We start from the raw sequence: 18,459 nt of genomic DNA, 5'->3' as shown, positions 1-18,459 counted from the left end.
GCTAAATCTATGGGAAAATTAAGTAAAACAAGTATATTAAACCCTTGATATTGACACAATTATAACTGATAATATATAATCAAGTATATACTGACGTATATAAGAATATACTATATTAAATAGATGAATTTGCGCATAACTTAGATTTTTTATTTTGCTTTTACTATTTACTAACAAGCGTGAAATTGATTAAATTTAAGCATTACTATTTTATTGGCAAAAAATCTGGAGGTGCAACAATGGCCGAAACAAAAAGGATAATGATTAGTTTACCAAATAGTTTGTTAGAGGAAGTCGATGGAATTGTTTCAATTGAAAAAAAGAACAGAAGTGAATTTATAAGAGAGGCCATGAAACTGTACTTAAGAGAACGGAAAAAAATCCAGATAAAAGAAAAGATGAAGAGTGGTTATAGGGAAATGAGCCAAATCAACCTTTCTTTGGCAGAGATGGGTTTGGATGAAGATGTAAGGGAGCTTTTTACGTATGAAGTTAAGTTGACAGGGTGTGAAAAATTGTGATTGTTAAAAGAGGAGATATATTTTATGCAGATTTAAGCCCTGTTATTGGCTCTGAACAAGGAGGCGTAAGGCCGGTGCTAGTGATTCAAAATGATATTGGAAATAAATATAGTCCAACAATTATTGTATCTGCTATTACTTCTCAAATCAACAAGGCTAAGCTTCCCACACATATAGAAATAACTGCACCTGATTTTGGATTGCCGAAGGACTCAGTAGTGCTACTCGAACAAATACGTACAATAGACAAAAAGAGACTGAGGGAGAAAATAGGGCACTTTGACGAAGATATGATGGAGAAGGTTGATGACTGCTTAAAAATCAGCATAGGATTAATAGATTTCTAACATAGAGCGTGGATGGTTCCGGGCTCTATATTTTTATTCATTTTTAGACATCATTTCCCTGGAAATAATAAAAAATTTAATTTTATTACAGGATATTTGATATATAAGTCGAATTACTATTAAAATGCAAAATATAATGGAGGGATATTTGATGTGGCAAAAATTGAAAGGTAAGAAAACTAATCTATTCATGGTATCTATTTTAGCAATAACACTATTTCTTACATGGTCTTCTACAGTGAGCTTCGGTGAGCCAGGAAATGAAGATGACCCATTAGTTACCTTTAGTTATGTAGAAAAGAGAATCGAACAAGTAAAGTTTTACATAGAGGAAAAAATCAAAGAGTTGTCTGATAATAATTCTTTAGATAAAGCAGAACTACAGAGGCTATCTGAAGAAAACAATAAACTTAAAGAACAAATTAAGCAGTTATCAAACTCAACAGGCTCAACAGGTATTGGCTTAGAAATTGTTGAGTTGAAAAGTGGTCAAAGAATTATATGTGGTGCTGGAACGGAGATTATTCTTAGAAGTGGAAGTGCTAAAGCCATAGACTCAGACCTAGGAGGCTTATCTGATTTAACTGGAGCAAAGGATTTGCAAGCAGATGAAAGCATAGCACTAAATCATCTTATACTTATACCAAGAAATGACGGCAGAGGTGCATATGTTGACAAGAATTTTGCAATTTTTATTGTCAAAGGATATTATGAAATTTATTAGCATTACTAGCTAATTTCATATACATAAATAATTTTAATGAATGAAAGTCCAATAGAGTTTGAATAAACTTCTACTGGACTTTTCTTTGTTATAACGCATAGGAAAAAATAGATTACCATAATAAACATTTTCCGTAAATGTGTTTCAACAAAGACAACCTTTGTTTAATTGTTCTATATTAAAGTCTTTGTTATAACGCATAGGAAAATCTAGAGTACCATAATGAATATTTTCCGTAAAGTGCGTTTCAACAAAGGCAACCTTAGCTAATTGTTTTAATTAAAGTCTTTGTTATTTCATATAGCTGTTTATTATGGTATAATTATATGGATTAATTGAAGATAATATTTTTTCGAAGGGAGGGTATGCTCTTAGAGAGCTATAGGAATAGATGAAGATATTACACTTGATTAGCGGAGGAGACACTGGAGGAGCAAAAACTCATGTGCTTTCATTAATAAAAGAGCTTGGAAAGCATGCAGATGCTAAAATAATCTGTTTTATAGAAGACGAATTTTATTACGATGGAAAGAAAATGGGCATAGACATTGAGGTCTTAAAACAGAGAAAAAGAGCCGATTTATCTATTATAAAAAGATTGAGAGATATAATAATTTCTGAGGATTTTGATATAATTCATAGTCATGGTGCAAGAGCTAATTTTATATCTATGCTTTTAAAAATGAGAGTGAAAAAGCCTTTTATTACAACAATACACAGTGATTACAAATTAGACTTTAAAGATAATGTTTACAAGAGATTTGTGTACACTACTATTAATGAAATAGCACTTAAATGTTTTGATTACTATATAGCAGTATCCAGCAATTTTAGAGAGATGCTGGTAAGCAGAGGATTTAAGAGCAACAAGATATTTACTGTATACAATGGTATTGATTTAAATCAAGAAATTGATGTAACACCTAAGAGTGTATTTTTAGAAGGTTATAAAATTGACCATGATGATAAGCTTATAGTAGGGATAGCTGGAAGGCTTGACCTTGTTAAGAATCATGAAGTCTTTATTAAAGCTGCAAATGAAGTGCTTTCTAAAAGAGATGATGTTATCTTTTTGATAGCAGGATCAGGAGCTGAGGAAAAAAGACTTTATTCCATGACAAAAGAATTTAATATAAATGACAAAGTGTTTTTTTTAGGATTTGTTAAACAACCTTATTCGTTTTTTAATGTACTGGACATAAATGTACTTACATCAGTAAGTGAAAGTTTTCCTTATGTAATTTTAGAAGGTGCGAGAATGAAAAAAGTAATTGTAAGCACAAATGTTGGTGGATTAAGTGATTTAGTTTCTAATGATTTTAATGGATACCTTTTTGATGTTGGCGATTTTAAACAGTTAGCTGCTTATTTAAATACTCTGCTAGATGATAAGCAGAAAATTAAAGATATGGGCGAGAATCTCTACAAAACAGTTAATAAGAAATTTTCGCTAGAAAAAATGGGATTAGATCATTATGAAATATATAAAAAAGTAACTAGTGACAGGAGGTAGTTGTTGTGAAATTAATTGATAAAAAAGGAAAGATATTTGGGATAATAAATATTATTGATCTTGCTGTAATACTAATACTTGGGTTATTAGTTGTCGGTGGAGCTTATAGATTGAAAACATCAAGGCCACAGGTAGTAGCAGAAAGTCAGAAAGCTATTGTTAGAGTTGAGGTAAGTGAAGTAAGAAAGCCATCTGTAGATGGGCTAGAGGTAGGAGATGCACTTTATCACTATGATAGAGGACAGTATTTTGGTAAGGTAATAGACAAGCAAGTTGAAAACTTCAGAACAGCTGTTGAAACTAGTGATGGGAAAGTGGTTATGTCAGATGTTCCAGAGAAATATAACGTAATTTTATATGTTGAGGCAAATGCTACTAATACTACAGACACTATAATAATAGGCGGAGAGCAAACAAGAATTGGAACTCAATACAGATTAAAAAACAAGAAGGTTGCTGTATTTGGGACAATACTAGACATAGAACTTACTGAGTAGTACGTTAGGAGGATATATATGTACAATAGCTATACAGTCAGTGGATTGAGCAGGCTTTGGCGTACAATAAATAGTTTCTATAAACATAGCATTATAAAAAAAATAAATGAGACTATAATAAAAGCTTTTAAGGGCATACTTAGTGGTTCATATATTGCTAAGTTTATTACTAATGACAAAAGCTTAATAGAGAGTAGTATATTTTATACTTTATATCAAAAACTGATATGTCTTATAGAAAGTTTGTCTAATAAATTAAGAAGTTTAATAGAACAATATAAGCAAGGAAGTCTTTTAAGCAAAACAAGCTCAAGTCTTTTTGAATCACATATTGCAGCTATAGGAACAATTAGCATATTTATTATTACTTTCAGTGTAGCTAACATTGTAATAGATGCAATAAATGGCAATATAAAGACTTATGGTAATGCATTACTGCTTATAATTATCGTGATATGTGTTTTGATCTTTAGAAATAGGGAAAATGCTAAAGACACTGTAGAAAATTCATTATTTATTAAATTATTGAAGAGTATATTTACTATAGATGATGGAGGGGATCAGTGGTGGTAAGAGTATTAGAAAAGAAGCAAATAATTATCCCCTTATTGCTTGGAGTAGTATTTTCACTACTATATAATAAAATGCCTATGGTGATGTTTGTTGGATTAATAGGTGGAGTAGCTATAACATTACTTTCAATCTATGATATTAAAATAGGTATAATAGCTGCTATAGTTAGTTTACCTTTTTTACCTGACATGCTTTCACTATTGTTTATGATTTTTTTAGTTTTAATTTTTCTGTTCAATCATATTTTTCGAGAAGGCTATAAGATAAGACATAGCTTTGTAGATGTGCCTATAGTAGTATTTATATTAGCTATAGTCGTAGCTACTGTGACTTCACTTGATCCTATGGGTAGCTTCAGAGACTTGGCTATACATCTTTCTGCTTTAGGATTATTATTTATAACTGTGAACAGCATTGATAATAAAAATGAATTGAATGTGATATTATCAGCTTTTGTTTTTACAGCTACTTTAGTAGCTCTTTATGGAGTGTACCAATACTTTGTTGGTGTAGAGCTTGACCCTGCATGGGTTGATGAAGCTAACAATCCAGACATTACAACAAGAGTATTTTCTGTATTCGGTAACCCCAACATACTAGCAGAGTATTTGATAATGGCTATACCGGTATCTGTTGCTTTATTCTGGGGTTCAAGAAGATTGATAAAGAAACTGATATTTCTTTTAACTTCTATGATTTTAGCAGGCACATTAGTTCTCACTCTATCAAGAGGAGGATGGCTGGGATTTGCATTTGGTATATTTGTTTTTATACTTCTTGTTGAGAAAAGATTATTTCTTCTCTGTATTCCTGTGGGAGTATTATCATTATTTGTTCTTCCTCAGTCAATTATTAATAGAATATTGACTATAGGAAGCTTAACAGACTCATCAAATGCATATCGTATTAAGATTTGGCAAATAACGACAGATATAATAAGAGATCACTGGATTGCAGGTGTAGGATTTGGATATATACCATTCAAGAAAACATACGAAACTTATATAAGAACTATGCCGATTTTTCATGCTCACAACACTTATCTTGAAATAGCTGCTGAACTAGGCATAGTAGGTATTCTACTGTTTATTATTCTTATTTTTGTCATTTACAAATACGCAATAATAAACTCTATAAAAAGTAAAGACAAATATATTAAAATAATTACTGCTGGATTGTTAGCAGGAGTAGCTTCTCTTTTATTCCATGGATTAGTTGAGCATGTATTATACCTGCCACGAATAATTATAACTTTTTGGACTATGATTGGGTTTATATTAGTAACTATGAAGCTGGCAAAATTAGAAGAAAAAAAAGATAAACCCACTATAGACTTGAGTTGAAGGAGTAATTCTTATGAAACAGAGAAAAAGAGTAATTATATCCGGATATTATGGTTTTAATAATAGCGGAGATGATGCAATACTAAAGGCTATTGTTAAAGATTTAAAAAATGGATGTAAAGATATTGATATAACGGTTTTTTCAAACAATCCGCAGAGCACTGAGGAGATTTATGGTATAAAGGCTGTCAATCGACTAAATATTATAAGTGTAATAAAAGGCATATATAAATCAGATATGCTTATTAGTGGCGGTGGAAGCTTGCTTCAGGATATTACGAGTACAAGATCTATAATTTATTATCTAGCTGTAATGAAAATCGCTAAGCTTTTTAAAAAGCCCGTTATGGTATATGCTAACGGAATAGGTCCTATAAATAAGAAGCTGAATCGAGTTCTTACAAGAAAAATATTAAATAAAGTGGACTTAATAACACTTAGAGACTTTAATTCAGAAAAAACACTTGATGAAATAGACGTAAAAAACAATATATATGTAACTGCAGACCCTGTATTTACTCTTGAACCTTCTAATAAAGAAAGAGTTAGCGATATCTTAGTAAAAGAAGGTATTCCTACTGATAAGCCACTGGTAGGCATATCAGTGAGAAACTGGAAAAACTCTGATAAACTAAAAAAAGTAGTTTCAGAGGCAATAGACTATATTATAAATAACTATGATGCTAGAGTTGTATTAATACCTATGCACTATCCTGAAGATTTGGAAATAAGCAATGAAATAGCTAGTAGAGGTTCTCAAGCAGATTGTCATGTTCTCCAAGATAATTACAGTGTTGAGGATATAATGGGTATAATAAATAAACTAGAGTTAATTATTGCAATGAGACTTCACTCTCTAATATATGCTGCAACTCAGGCGATTCCTATGATTGGACTGGTATATGATCCAAAGGTAAATGGTCTTCTAGAACTGATAGGAGTAGATTCTAAGTGTGATGTAGATAAGCTTGAACTAGTTGAGTTATGTACTACTATAGAAAAAACTTGGAATAACAAAGAGAATATAAAAGAAGAATTATATAAGGTAAGAGAACAATTAAAGAAAAAAGCACTTAATAATATTGAAATGGCATTGCATATTCTTAAGAGTAGGTGAAAATATGAGGGATATTATCAGCATATTAGGGGTAAAAATAGATAAAATAACATTAAATGGAGCAGTCGAAAGGGTCAGGGGCTTCTTAACTGATGATAAAACACGAGTAATATATACTCCCAATACAGAGATAGTGATGGAAGCAAGAAAAAATTCTGACTTTAAGGAATTATTAAATCGTGCAGATTTAATAATTCCTGATGGTATTGGACTTATATATGCTTCAAAGATCAAGAAAAAAACACTTCCTGAAAGAGTAACTGGTGTTGATTTGTCTATCAAAATGCTTGAGCTTGCTGATGAACATGGCTACAGCCTATTTATTTTAGGAGGTAAAGATGGAGTAGCTAAAGAAGCTACTGAAAATATAAGCGAAAAATATCCTAATATAAAAATAGCAGGTTATCATCACGGTTTCTTTAAAGGTACACATATTGGTCATAAAGGACACGATGAAGAAAAAGCAGTTATTGAGATGATCAATAAAACTAATTCTGATATGATTTTTGTTGGACTAGGTGCTCCTAAACAAGAGATATGGATAAATCAAAACAAAGATCTTCTAAATTGTAAAGTAATAATTGGGAATGGTGGAACTGTTGACATTCTTTCTGGAAGAGTCAAAAATGCACCTGAATTCTATCGAAAGCATGGACTGGAGTGGCTGTATAGATTGGTTAAGAACCCAAAAAGAATCAAGAGACAGATGGTATTGCCACTATTTGCACTAATAGTTTTATTTTCAAAAGAAGATATTGTTAAATAAAAGCTTGTGTTAAACATAGGAAAAAAAGAGGTGAAAGCGTTTGGAAAAAATAAAGAAATATTGGTACAGATATCTGATTGAATATATCGGCATTTCAATAGGTACTTTAGTTATGGCGGTTTCGATCAACTTTTTTTTAGAGCCAAACACAATAGCACCTGGAGGAGTTACTGGTTTAGGAATTGTCATTCAAAAAATAACAAACGGGTTTATAAAAGTTTGGGCTACCAATTTAGTTGTTAATATCCCTTTGTTTATCGCAGGAGTTATTATATTAGGTAAATCTTTTGGAGCTAAGACATTATATGCTACAATGGCACTTTCATTATTTATTTGGCTAGTACCTCATACATATGCAACACATGATTTACTTTTATCTGCTGTTTTTGGTGGAGTTTTAATGGGTATAGGATTAGGTATAGTGTTCAAATTTGGTGGAACTACAGGTGGAACAGATCTAGCAGGTGCTATATTGAATAGATTTTTTCCAGGACTAAGTACTGCTACCTTTATGATGATAATTGACTTATTTGTTGTTGCAACATCAGGAGCAGTAAATGGTACAATTGAAAACCCATTATACTCTATAATAACATTATATATTATTGTTAAAGTGATTGATTTAATCTTAGATGGATTAGGGTATGCAAAAGCATTATTTATAATATCTGACAAGCCAAATGAAATTGGGAGAGCTATAGTAGAAGAACTTAGCAGAGGAGTTACAGTTTTAAAAGGTAAAGGTTTTTATACTGGTAAGGATAAGGATGTTTTGTTATGCGTAGTGAATAGATCTCAAATAACTAAACTAAAAGAAATAGTTCATGTTATTGATAATAATGCCTTTGTTATGGTAACTGAGATGCACGAGGTGCTAGGTGAAGGCTTTAAAGAAATAAGAAAAGAATAGGAGGTTAAAGTTATAATGGAAAATTATAATGATTTAAAGCAAATAGCATTGACATTAAGAAAAGATATTATTGAAATGCTACATGAGTCAAAGTCAGGTCACCCAGGAGGATCACTATCAGCTTGTGAGATATTAACTGCGCTGTATTTTAAGGAAATGAGAATTAAGGCAGACCAACCTAATTGGGATGATAGAGATAGATTTGTATTATCAAAAGGTCATGGAGCACCAGTATTATACGCTGCATTAGCTGAAAAAGGATATTTTTCTAAAGAAGAGCTATTTAAATTAAGAAAGACTGGGGCTATGCTTCAAGGTCATCCAGATATGAAGGGCACTCCAGGCGTAGATATGTCCACTGGCTCATTGGGTCAAGGTCTTGCTGCAGCTAATGGTATGGCTTTATCAGCAAAGCTAGATAACAAGGACTATAGAGTATATGCATTGATTGGAGATGGTGAAGTTCAGGAGGGTATTATATGGGAGGCTGCAATGTTTGCTGCTCACTATGAGCTTGACAATATAACAGTTTTCTTAGACCATAATGGACTTCAAATAGATGGGAAAAACAGAGAAGTTATGAATATTGAACCAATTGACAAAAAGTTTGAGTCATTTGGATGGAATGTACTTACTATAGATGGACATGATTTTGCTCAGATATTTGATGCACTTGAAAAAAGTAAAAATATTAAACAAAAACCAACACTTATTGTTGCTAATACTGTAAAAGGCAAGGGAGTTTCTTTTATGGAAAATGAGGCAGGTTGGCATGGTAATGCTCCTAACGATGAACAAACTCAAAAAGCACTTGCAGAGCTTGGAGGTGACAAATAATGGCTAAAATGATGGCTACTAGAGATGCATACGGAGAGGCATTAAAGGAATTAGGTAAGACGAATAAGGATATAGTTGTTCTTGACGCGGACTTATCAAAATCAACTAAAACAGCTGTGTTTGGAAAAGAATATCCTGAGAGATTTATAAATGTTGGTATAGCAGAGCAAAACCTAATAGGTACAGCCGCAGGACTAGCTACTACTGGTAAAATACCTTTTGCAAGCTCATTTGCTATGTTTGCAACAGGAAGAGCATTTGAGATAATTAGAAACTCAGTTGCTTATCCAAAACTTAATGTGAAAATAGCAGCAACACACGCAGGATTAACTGTTGGTGAAGACGGTGCTTCACACCAAGCATTAGAAGATATTAGTGTTATGAGGACTATTCCAAACATGGTTGTATTAAATCCTGCAGATGGAGTTGAAGCAAAAGCGGCTGTAATGAAAGCCGCAGAATATAAAGGACCAGTATATATAAGATTAGGAAGAAGTAAAGTTCCAACAATATTTGAAGAAGCAAATTATAAATTCGAGATTGGCAAAGGCGTACTATTAAAGGATGGAAAAGATGTAACAATAGTAGCAACAGGTATAATGGTATCATTGGCACTTGAAGCAGCTGAAATGCTTCAAAAAGACGGTGTAGATGCAAGGGTCATCAATATTCATACAATCAAGCCTATAGATAAAGAGCTTATTATAAAAGCAGCTAAAGAAACTGGTGCAATCATAACTGCTGAAGAACATAACATTATTGGAGGATTAGGAAGTGCAGTAGCAGAAGTGCTAGTAGAAAACTATCCTGCTGTTATGGAGAGGGTAGGAGTTAGAGATACATTCGGAGAATCAGGGGATGGAGATGAACTTCTAAGAAAATATGGATTGACTTCGGAAAAAATAGCTGAAGCAGCTAAGAAAGCTTTTAGTAGAAAATAGTTAGTATAAAAAAATTGATAGAGATTTCTAGAAAGGTGGCTTAAATAGTCACCTTTTTATTTTTTTGAAAATGAAATACAGAACTTGAATATGAATAATTAGAGATACTAGAGTTTTAGGTATTATTCATAATTGTGTTAATACTAGAATATTATGTATTAAAAGAAGTATATCAGTAAGATATTTTAGTATAAAGGAGGTATTAGGTGAAAAAGATATGGATACTTGGGATAGTCGTGGTAGTGATCTTAGCAATAATTTTCATTCCTAGAATATTCAAAAGCGAAGGTGATAAAGAAGTGAAGTTTAGAATTCTTGAAGCAAATGAAGTACCACAAAAAGTACAAGATCTTATTCCTAGATACTTGGCTGAAGAAAGAGCTTTAGCTTGCAAGCTTGATAATGAGGTGTATATTATAGTTACAAGAGGAGAGAAAAAAACTGCTGGATATTCAGTTACATTAGATAAACTAGTAAAAGTAAAAAAAGATGATAGTTTTGACCTTATAGCTCATGCAGAATATTCTGACCCGAAACCTGACCAGATGGTAGCTCAAGTTATTACTTATCCAATGGTAATTGCTAAAGCAGATTTAGATAATTTGCCAGATAAAATTAAACTAGAAGTAGAGTATAAAGAATAAAATCACCAGTTCAATATCTGGTGATTTTGGTTTTTTGCCCAATATTTACTTAAAGGATTACAAAAATAATTGAAGAATTTAATATTATTGTAACTGTTTTGTAACTATTATTGAATATATTATTTTGGGAGGTTTAATATGCAAAAGATTAAGAAAAGAATACTAATAGGAGCACTTTCGATAACACTAATAGGGAGTACATCAAGTGCATTTGCATGGACTTATCAAGTGCAAGCAGGTGATACATACTGGAAGCTAAGTCAAAAGTATGGGGTTAGCTTAGATAGTGTGTTAAAAGCTAATAATGCTAATTACAATAGCGGTTTAAATATCGGAGATAAGATAACTATTCCAGACAATATTTTCTATTATACTGTTAAATCAGGAGATACACCTTGGATAATTAGTCAAAAGTTTGGAGTATCCTTAGACAAGCTATTGCAGACAAACGGAATGAATCAGTACTCGGTTATTTATGTGGGACAGACCATAAAAATCCCAAGTGCAGTACAAGGAATAAATAATAATCAAAGTCAGCCAGGTATCTCATATAAGACGTACATTGTTCAATCAGGTGATGACTTGTGGAAAATAAGTTTAAAATTTGGTGTTCAAGTAAGCGAGATAGCTAAATCAAATAATATTAGTGAGAATAAAATGCTGTATGTTGGTGATAAACTGCTCATTCCAGTTCATAATGTGCCTGTTAAAGAAACACCAGGTGCAAAGTATGGTGAATACCTAGATTGGTGGAGTGAAGCTCAGTATGTATTGCCACGTGAGGCTCAGTTTAAAGTAATAGACTTTTATACCGGAAAATCCTTCAACGCAAAAAGAACAGTTGGAACAAATCATGCAGATGTTGAGACATTAACAGCAAATGATACAAATATTATGAAAAGCATATGGGGAGGAGATTTTAGCTGGGTAAGAAGACCCGTAATTATAGAGTATAATGGAAGAAGAATAGCAGCAAGTGCTACTGCTATGCCACATGCTGGAAATGAAAAAGCAGCTGGTGGGAGCTATACTACTTGGAGAAGTGGTAGTTATGGAGCTGGAACCAATTTTGATTATATTAAAGGGAATGGTATGGATGGTCACTTTGATATACACTTTCTGAATAGTACAAGGCACAAAGATGGTGAAGTTGATGAACAGCATCAAAAATGTGTAAAGATAGCAGCTGGATTGATAAAATAGATTTTAAAAAACTGACTACATTACAATTTGGAAATTAATATTGTAATGTAGTCAGTTTTTTATTAATACTTAGGAAATTTTTTTTGTGCTAAAGAATATACAATAATTATAACCATTAAAAATGAGTTAGTAATCAAAAGCTAATTAGGGTATAAAATTAATGACAATCATTATTTATTATGCAGCTATCTGGAGGTGAAGAAGTGAAAACAAATTATATTGTATCTCCTAATGAATTGAAAAAAGAATGTGATTTATCTATGCTTAGCTTTAATACTACAGATGAGATATCGCCGTGCAAAGAAATAATAGGTCAAGAACGAGGAATGAAGGCATTAAAATTTGGTCTGTCAATAAAGAAAAAAGGTTATAATGTCTTTGTTTCTGGACTAACAGGCACTGGAAGAAATAGCTACGCATATTCTTTAGCAAAGGAATTATCGGATAAGAAGGATACTCCTGATGATTGGTGCTATGTATTTAATTTCAAGAAGACTGAAAATCCTATAGCTATTCGGCTTAAGTCTGGAACGGGAAAAGTATTTAAAAAAAATATTGAGAATATAATTTCTAAATTAAAAATTGAAATTCCAAAAACATTTAATTCAAAAGAATATGAAGATAAAAAGAATGTTATATATCATTATTTTCAAAAAAAGATTGAGGAAGTTATTGATGAACTTAATACTATGGCTAGTGAATATAATTTTATATTTAAACAAACAGACAAGGGTTTGGTTAGTATACCTATTATAGATGATAGACCAATGAAAGAAAGTGAAATAGAAGAATTGTCTGAAGAAGAAGTAATAAAACTTAAACAGAACTCTAGTGAATTAAGTTCAAAGACATTTGATATAGTGAAAAAAATTAGGCATATTGAAGAACAGCTGAGAAATAGAATGGAACAGTTGAATGAGGAAGTAGCATTTGAGTTAGTAGATTTCTACCTTAGTCCTATAGTTGAGAAATTTAAAGATAATAATGATATTAAGATGTATTTAGATGAGCTTGAAAACGACATTATAAAGAATATTGATGATTTTATAGGAGAAGAAGACAGTGATAATATAAGCGCCCTGTTAAATAAAGGTAGAAAGAGTGAGGATTTCTTTAAAAGGTATGAAATAAATCTTTTTATTGATAATAGCGCTAAAAAGGGTGCTCCTGTAATAAGAGAAACAAACCCAATATACTATAATTTATTAGGAAAAATAGAACATGTAAATGAAATGGGGACACTTAAAACTGATCATACTAGAATAAGACCAGGAGCATTGCACGAAGCAAATGGAGGATATCTAATTTTACAGGCAAAAGATATTTTATCGAGTTACTATTCTTGGGAAGGACTGAAGAGAGCACTAATAGCAGAAGAAGCTACAATAGAAAACATTAGTAAAGAAAGTATAATCGCAGAAACTATAAAGCCACAACCTATACCTATAGATATAAAAATAATAGTTATAGGAGATTACTACACTTATCAACTTTTATATGTCTATGATGATGATTTTAAAAAACTATTTAGAATTATGGCAGATTTTGATATAGAAATGACTCGAAGTATTGATAATGTAGAGAAACTAATTTCATTTATAGCAAACCAATGCAAAAAAGAGAAACTAAAGTCATTTTGTAAAGATGCAGTTGCCAAGATAATAGAATACAGTTCAAGATTGGCAGAGGATCAGAACAAACTTACAACAAGGTTTAATGAAATTGTTGAAATAATGTATGAAGCAGATTCTTGGGCAGAACAGGATAATTCAAACATTGTTACAAAACGACATGTTAAAAAAGCAATATATGAAAAAAACTACAGGAATAATAAGTATGAAGAAAAGCTACAGGAATTAATTAATAATGGAACCATTATAATAGATACCGTAGGTTGGAAGATTGGGGAGATAAATGGTCTTGCAGTTGTGGATTCAGGACAGTATTCTTTCGGTAGACCAAATAAAATAACAGTTTCAACATTTGCTGGAAAGGATGGAATCATTAATATTGAGAGAGAAGTGAACCGTAGTGGAAGCAGTCATGACAAAGGGGTATTAATTCTAGGTGGGTATCTTGGTGAAAAATATGCAAATCAAAACCCTATGTCATTATCTGCAAGTATTACTTTTGAGCAATCTTATAGTATCATTGACGGAGATAGTGCATCAAGTACAGAATTATATGCTTTGCTATCAAGTTTATCAGAGCTATCTATTAATCAAGCAATTGCAACTACAGGATCAGTAAACCAAAAGGGAAAGATTCAGCCTATAGGCGGCGTTAATGAGAAGATTGAAGGTTACTTTAAGGTATGTAAGATGAAAGGATTTAACGGAGATGAAGCAGTAATTATTCCTTATCAGAATATAGAAAACCTAATGTTGTGTGATGAGGTTATCGATGCAGTTAAAGAAGGTATTTTTAAGATATATGCTATAAAGACAATTGAAGAAGGTATTGAGATTCTAACTGGAGTTCCATTTGGTAATAAAGATGAAAGGAGAAAGTATGAAGTAGGAACAGTAAGTTATCTAGTCCAGAAAAAGCTAGATAGCTATGCTAGAATAAATAAACAGCATGACTAAAAAAGCCTGTAGGCTTGACATCGCGTCAAGACTACGGGTTTTCTAATTTTTTCATATTAATTTTCTATATTAAGTCCTTATAGTCATTCATTTTTCATAAATGTTATCTCTTACAATTGATAACTCCATCTTCAGTAATAATGTAATCAACAGGCACATCATATATACCTTCATCCACATGGGGTACGATTTGAAGATTAAAAGCTAGAGCAATTTTAGGTACTGAATCATCAATCTTATTTAAAAATCTATCATAATATCCAGCACCATATCCAATTCGGTACCCTCTTGGATCGAAAGCAACACCAGGTATTAAAACTAAATCAATAGAATGTGGAGAGGATTTTCTGACAAATTGTTTTTTCGGTTCTAGAATTCCATAGGTTCCAGATTCGAGTTCATTATCATAATCAAGTAGCTTTGATAGAATCAACTCTTTAGTTTCAACAACACTAATAGGTATAATTATGTCTTTATTATTGCTAAGTGATCTTTTTATTATTTCTTCTGTTTTTACTTCATTTCTAAAATCTATGTAAGCCATTATGCAATTTGAGTTTTTATAAAAATCAGATTCAAAAAGGTATTGAGTAATCTGTTCGCTTTTTGCAATTACTTCGTCACTTTGCATCGATTTTCTATTATGCAATATTTCTTTTCTTGTAGAGTTTTTATCCATTCCAATCTCTCCTTTTCGTAGTTTATTTACTTATTATACTAAAAAATTCATTATAAAATAAGTATAAACAAAGATTTCACATAAAATCAAAAAAACAAAAGGATTTAGCAGAAAAAAGTAGAAGAAACAATATAAAAATAGTATTTTCTGCTTTTTTTTGTTATGAAAAGTATTATAATATAAAAGAATGATAGTTTATGTTAACAATTTCACTATAGGTTAATTTTACCAGTGGAGTTTGAAGGTAGTTTAACGATAAAATATATGTTATAACGAATCATTTTATGAAGAAAAAATGAAAAATAGTAAAAAATACCTATGCAAAATACTATAAAAATTAAAGGATTTTTATTAAATATGTCGAATGATTTTGTATTAGGGCTCATTAGACAGGAGTGGTGCAAATGATTAAATATGTTAATGTGAGTAAAATTTACGATAATGGCTCTAAAGCTTTATCAAATATAAATATAAACATTGATAAAGGTGATTTTGTGTTTATTGTAGGCTCAAGTGGTGCTGGTAAATCTACATTAATGAAGTTACTGCTAAAAGAAATTGAACCTACATCAGGAAAAATAATGTTGAATAACACAGATATAACTAAAGTTAAAAATAGAAAGGTTCCATATATAAGAAGAAATATGGGGGTTGTATTTCAAGATTTTAGATTACTTCCCAATAAGACAGTGTACGAGAATGTTGCATTTGCAATGGAGATTATAGGTTCATCTTCTAGAGAGATAAGAAGACAGATTCCTATGATTTTGAGCATGGTTGGGTTAAGTAATAAAGCAGACAACTATCCAAATCAACTTTCAGGTGGAGAGCATCAAAGGGTGGCAATTGCCAGGGCAATTGTTAACAATCCATCAGTACTTATAGCAGACGAGCCTACTGGAAATCTAGATCCTGATACGGCATGGGAAATAATGAAACTAATAAAAGAAATTAATAGAAGAGGAACAACTGTAGTTATGGCTACACACGCCAAAGAAATAGTAAATGCTATGAAAAGAAGAGTTATAGCACTTGAAGGTGGAAAAGTAGTAAGAGATGAAGAGAAAGGTGTGTATGGCTATGAATTTTAGAATATTCAAGACCATGATGAAACAAGGCTTCGTTGGGGTATGGAGAAATAGAACCATGAGTTTTGCTTCAGTTGGATCTGTCGGAGCTACATTAACGATTTTAGGTATAATACTCATACTTATTTTAAACATAAATAGCATTGCAAATACAACTAAAGAACAGTTTGATGAGATTCAGATTTATATAGAAAAGGGCTTGAAGCAAGATGAAATTGAAAAACTTGGTGAAAAAATAAGTGGGTATGATGGAGTAGCCTCTGTAACATTCCAGACAAAAGAGCAAGCTATGAATCTTATGAAGGATAACCTAGGAGAACAGGGATATCTGCTAGAGGGTTTAGAGGAAAATCCTCTTCCTAATTCATATATTATTCAGCTTAGCTCCATAGAAAGTACTGATAATGTTGTAAATCAGCTAAAAGATTTAGATGGTATTGAACGAATAAAATATTATAAGGACATTGTGGACAAGCTCATAGCAGTAACACATTTTGTTAGAATAGGTGGACTATTAGTAATTGCTATTCTTGTATTTATTTCGATATTTATTATCTCAAATACTGTAAAAATAACAGTCACTGCCAGAAAACGAGAAATAAGTATTATGAAATATGTAGGTGCGACTAATGGATTTATAAGAGGGCCTTTTATTGTAGAGGGGATTGTATTAGGTCTTGTAGGGACGTTTTTAGCAATAGTTATTGTATATTATGGATACCGATACCTGTTTACGGCTGTAAATGAAAGACTGTACGTATTTCTTACAGTTTACATGGTCCCTCCACACTTACTTTTTGGTGACATAGCTATAATGTTTATAGCTATTGGAGTTGGTATAGGTATGCTTGGAAGTATAGTATCATTACGAAAGTTTCTTAGAGTTTAGAAAAGGGGGAGGTTATGTTTGAAGAAAAAAAGCTTTTATTTGATTTTAGCTTTGATTTTAGTAGTTAATGCAGTTGTGGCTTATGCAGATGGAGATGTAGATAAGCTGAAGCAAGAGTATAACAGGGCTAATCAAGAAAAGAAACAGATAAGTAATAAAATCAATCAAAACAAGAAACAAGCAAAGGGCATAGCTAAGGAGATTGAAAGTCTTGATGCTCAAATAACAAAGACGGGTACTGAATTAGAGGAGGTTCAAAATCAGCTTGTTAGCTTAAACAATCAGATATCAGTAACAAAAAATGAATTAATAGAAGCAGAAGAAAACATCAGTGAGAAAAATGACACCTTTAACTCAAGACTTAGAGTAATGTACATGAATGGTACAGTTGGTTATTTGGAAGTTCTTTTAGGCGCTGAAGATATTAGGGATTTTTTCACAAGGCTGGACATGGTTAAAATTATTGTTAATCATGATGTCGAGCTATTAAAATATATGAGAAATCAAAGAGATGAAATAGAAAGTAAAAAGAAATCATTAGAAGTGCAACAAAGCTCAGTTACTGCAACAAAGAAGAAAATTGAGACAAAAAAGAATGAACTTGAAATAGCTTCAAGAGCTAAAGAAACTAGAATGAAAGAATTAGAAAAAAATACAAAAGAATTGGAAAAACGTGAAGATGAATTAAATGCTTTGGCTGATAGTCTTATAGATAAGATTAGAAAAAGTCAAAGTACTGGCGAATATGTTAATGGGAAGATGGCATGGCCAGTACCTGGACGTACTAGGATAAGCTCTCCTTTTGGTATGAGGATACATCCAATATTCCATACTAAGAAAATGCATACTGGTATAGACATACCTGCTCCTACAGGAACACCAATTGTTGCTGCAAATGACGGTGTTGTACACTTTGCAGGCAGACTTGGAGGATATGGAAATGCAATATGGATAGATCATGGTGGTGGAATCACTACTCTGTATGGACACAATTCTGTATTATTAGTTAAAGAGGGTCAAAAAGTAGAAAAAGGACAAACTATAGCTAAAGCTGGGAGTACTGGGAACTCTACGGGACCACACTTGCATTTTGAAGTTAGAAAGAATGGTTCGTATGTAGATCCAATACCTTGGGTGAAAGGAAAATAAATTTTAAATAAGGGTTAATAGCCCTTATTTTTTTATTATGGGCTTTAGCCTGTTGAGCTCGCGAAGCGTGCGAAACAATAAACCACCCGCTATGCGGGTGCGCGACAGAAGTTATACAAAAAAATCACCT

At 31.9% G+C, this 18,459-nt stretch carries 19 protein-coding genes; 18 read left to right on the top strand and 1 reads right to left on the bottom strand.

The window, feature by feature from the left end:
- The first annotated feature begins 239 nt into the window (after nucleotides 1-239).
- The 15 genes from HNR33_RS08575 to HNR33_RS08505 all read left to right on the top strand — a co-directional run bounded on the left by HNR33_RS08575 (nucleotide 240) and on the right by HNR33_RS08505 (nucleotide 14,524).
- The gene (locus tag HNR33_RS08575; RefSeq protein ID WP_429082350.1) at nucleotides 240-521 is read left to right on the top strand and encodes a CopG family ribbon-helix-helix protein; all 282 of its coding nucleotides are present in this window, start codon (nucleotides 240-242) and stop codon (nucleotides 519-521) included.
- Nucleotides 518-868 (top strand): type II toxin-antitoxin system PemK/MazF family toxin, encoded by a 351-nt coding sequence (locus HNR33_RS08570; RefSeq protein WP_429082348.1) that lies wholly within the window; start codon nucleotides 518-520, stop codon nucleotides 866-868. Before HNR33_RS08575 ends, HNR33_RS08570 begins: the two co-directional genes overlap by 4 nt.
- Nucleotides 869-1,019: 151 nt before the next feature.
- On the top strand, nucleotides 1,020-1,592 hold the full coding sequence (locus HNR33_RS08565; RefSeq protein ID WP_429082345.1) for a cell division protein ZapB: 573 nt from the start codon (nucleotides 1,020-1,022) through the stop codon (nucleotides 1,590-1,592).
- A 391-nt stretch (nucleotides 1,593-1,983) separates the two neighbouring features.
- Nucleotides 1,984-3,105 (top strand): glycosyltransferase family 4 protein, encoded by a 1,122-nt coding sequence (locus HNR33_RS08560; protein ID WP_429082342.1) that lies wholly within the window; start codon nucleotides 1,984-1,986, stop codon nucleotides 3,103-3,105.
- A 5-nt stretch (nucleotides 3,106-3,110) separates the two neighbouring features.
- Entirely contained in the window at nucleotides 3,111-3,602 is a 492-nt protein-coding gene (locus HNR33_RS08555) for a DUF4330 domain-containing protein (protein ID WP_429082341.1), read from the top strand.
- A gap of 18 nt (nucleotides 3,603-3,620) precedes the next feature.
- Complete coding sequence (locus HNR33_RS08550) at nucleotides 3,621-4,175, top strand: hypothetical protein (protein WP_429082339.1); 555 nt, start codon at nucleotides 3,621-3,623, stop codon at nucleotides 4,173-4,175.
- The gene (locus HNR33_RS08545) at nucleotides 4,166-5,518 is read left to right on the top strand and encodes an O-antigen ligase family protein (protein WP_429082338.1); all 1,353 of its coding nucleotides are present in this window, start codon (nucleotides 4,166-4,168) and stop codon (nucleotides 5,516-5,518) included. Before HNR33_RS08550 ends, HNR33_RS08545 begins: the two co-directional genes overlap by 10 nt.
- A gap of 13 nt (nucleotides 5,519-5,531) precedes the next feature.
- The gene (gene csaB / locus HNR33_RS08540) at nucleotides 5,532-6,635 is read left to right on the top strand and encodes a polysaccharide pyruvyl transferase CsaB (protein ID WP_429082335.1); all 1,104 of its coding nucleotides are present in this window, start codon (nucleotides 5,532-5,534) and stop codon (nucleotides 6,633-6,635) included.
- A gap of 4 nt (nucleotides 6,636-6,639) precedes the next feature.
- On the top strand, nucleotides 6,640-7,401 hold the full coding sequence (locus HNR33_RS08535; RefSeq protein WP_429082333.1) for a WecB/TagA/CpsF family glycosyltransferase: 762 nt from the start codon (nucleotides 6,640-6,642) through the stop codon (nucleotides 7,399-7,401).
- Between the two features lie 40 nt (nucleotides 7,402-7,441).
- Nucleotides 7,442-8,311 (top strand): YitT family protein, encoded by an 870-nt coding sequence (locus HNR33_RS08530; protein ID WP_429082330.1) that lies wholly within the window; start codon nucleotides 7,442-7,444, stop codon nucleotides 8,309-8,311.
- A 15-nt stretch (nucleotides 8,312-8,326) separates the two neighbouring features.
- A complete protein-coding gene (locus HNR33_RS08525) occupies nucleotides 8,327-9,148 on the top strand; it encodes a transketolase (RefSeq protein WP_429082328.1) in 822 nt (273 codons plus the stop codon).
- Nucleotides 9,148-10,089, top strand: coding sequence for a transketolase family protein (locus HNR33_RS08520; protein ID WP_429082326.1), 942 nt, complete (start codon nucleotides 9,148-9,150; stop codon nucleotides 10,087-10,089). Before HNR33_RS08525 ends, HNR33_RS08520 begins: the two co-directional genes overlap by 1 nt.
- A gap of 206 nt (nucleotides 10,090-10,295) precedes the next feature.
- The gene (locus HNR33_RS08515; RefSeq protein ID WP_429082323.1) at nucleotides 10,296-10,733 is read left to right on the top strand and encodes a protease complex subunit PrcB family protein; all 438 of its coding nucleotides are present in this window, start codon (nucleotides 10,296-10,298) and stop codon (nucleotides 10,731-10,733) included.
- A gap of 138 nt (nucleotides 10,734-10,871) precedes the next feature.
- On the top strand, nucleotides 10,872-11,936 hold the full coding sequence (locus tag HNR33_RS08510) for a LysM peptidoglycan-binding domain-containing protein (RefSeq protein WP_429082321.1): 1,065 nt from the start codon (nucleotides 10,872-10,874) through the stop codon (nucleotides 11,934-11,936).
- 203 nt (nucleotides 11,937-12,139) lie between these two features.
- Nucleotides 12,140-14,524 (top strand): Lon protease family protein, encoded by a 2,385-nt coding sequence (locus HNR33_RS08505; protein WP_429082319.1) that lies wholly within the window; start codon nucleotides 12,140-12,142, stop codon nucleotides 14,522-14,524.
- Nucleotides 14,525-14,627: 103 nt separating this feature from the next.
- On the opposite strand, the gene HNR33_RS08500 is transcribed toward HNR33_RS08505, so the two are convergent.
- On the bottom strand, nucleotides 14,628-15,203 hold the full coding sequence (locus HNR33_RS08500; protein WP_429082317.1) for a 5-formyltetrahydrofolate cyclo-ligase: 576 nt from the start codon (nucleotides 15,201-15,203) through the stop codon (nucleotides 14,628-14,630).
- A gap of 404 nt (nucleotides 15,204-15,607) precedes the next feature.
- Here HNR33_RS08500 and ftsE point away from each other — a divergent pair, with 404 nt between their 5' ends.
- Genes ftsE through HNR33_RS08485 form a run of 3 tightly spaced genes read left to right on the top strand, consistent with a single transcriptional unit; the run spans nucleotide 15,608 to nucleotide 18,329 of the window.
- Complete coding sequence (gene ftsE / locus HNR33_RS08495; protein ID WP_429082314.1) at nucleotides 15,608-16,294, top strand: cell division ATP-binding protein FtsE; 687 nt, start codon at nucleotides 15,608-15,610, stop codon at nucleotides 16,292-16,294.
- Nucleotides 16,284-17,180, top strand: a complete 897-nt coding sequence (ftsX, locus tag HNR33_RS08490; RefSeq protein ID WP_429082311.1) for a permease-like cell division protein FtsX — start codon at nucleotides 16,284-16,286, stop codon at nucleotides 17,178-17,180. The genes ftsE and ftsX overlap by 11 nt, the downstream gene beginning before the upstream one ends.
- Before the next feature lie 18 nt (nucleotides 17,181-17,198).
- Entirely contained in the window at nucleotides 17,199-18,329 is a 1,131-nt protein-coding gene (locus HNR33_RS08485) for a murein hydrolase activator EnvC family protein (protein ID WP_429082309.1), read from the top strand.
- Nucleotides 18,330-18,459: the final 130 nt, after the last annotated feature.

It is taken from the genome of Brassicibacter mesophilus, from assembly GCF_050433385.1.
Classification (GTDB): Bacteria; Bacillota; Clostridia; order Tissierellales; family Proteiniboraceae; genus Brassicibacter; species Brassicibacter mesophilus.
Note: the sequence above shows the minus strand (reverse complement) of the source record. Positions and strands in the feature narration are given on the sequence as shown.

Coding starts and splice junctions, on each gene's coding strand:
- HNR33_RS08575 (WP_429082350.1), top strand. CDS start 240: ATGGCCGAAACAAAAAGGATAATGATTAGTTTACCAAATAGTTTGTTA.
- HNR33_RS08565 (WP_429082345.1), top strand. CDS start 1,020: ATGTGGCAAAAATTGAAAGGTAAGAAAACTAATCTATTCATGGTATCT.
- HNR33_RS08560 (WP_429082342.1), top strand. CDS start 1,984: ATGAAGATATTACACTTGATTAGCGGAGGAGACACTGGAGGAGCAAAA.
- HNR33_RS08550 (WP_429082339.1), top strand. CDS start 3,621: ATGTACAATAGCTATACAGTCAGTGGATTGAGCAGGCTTTGGCGTACA.
- csaB (WP_429082335.1), top strand. CDS start 5,532: ATGAAACAGAGAAAAAGAGTAATTATATCCGGATATTATGGTTTTAAT.
- HNR33_RS08535 (WP_429082333.1), top strand. CDS start 6,640: ATGAGGGATATTATCAGCATATTAGGGGTAAAAATAGATAAAATAACA.
- HNR33_RS08525 (WP_429082328.1), top strand. CDS start 8,327: ATGGAAAATTATAATGATTTAAAGCAAATAGCATTGACATTAAGAAAA.
- HNR33_RS08520 (WP_429082326.1), top strand. CDS start 9,148: ATGGCTAAAATGATGGCTACTAGAGATGCATACGGAGAGGCATTAAAG.
- HNR33_RS08510 (WP_429082321.1), top strand. CDS start 10,872: ATGCAAAAGATTAAGAAAAGAATACTAATAGGAGCACTTTCGATAACA.
- HNR33_RS08500 (WP_429082317.1), bottom strand. CDS start 15,203: ATGGATAAAAACTCTACAAGAAAAGAAATATTGCATAATAGAAAATCG.
- ftsE (WP_429082314.1), top strand. CDS start 15,608: ATGATTAAATATGTTAATGTGAGTAAAATTTACGATAATGGCTCTAAA.
- ftsX (WP_429082311.1), top strand. CDS start 16,284: ATGAATTTTAGAATATTCAAGACCATGATGAAACAAGGCTTCGTTGGG.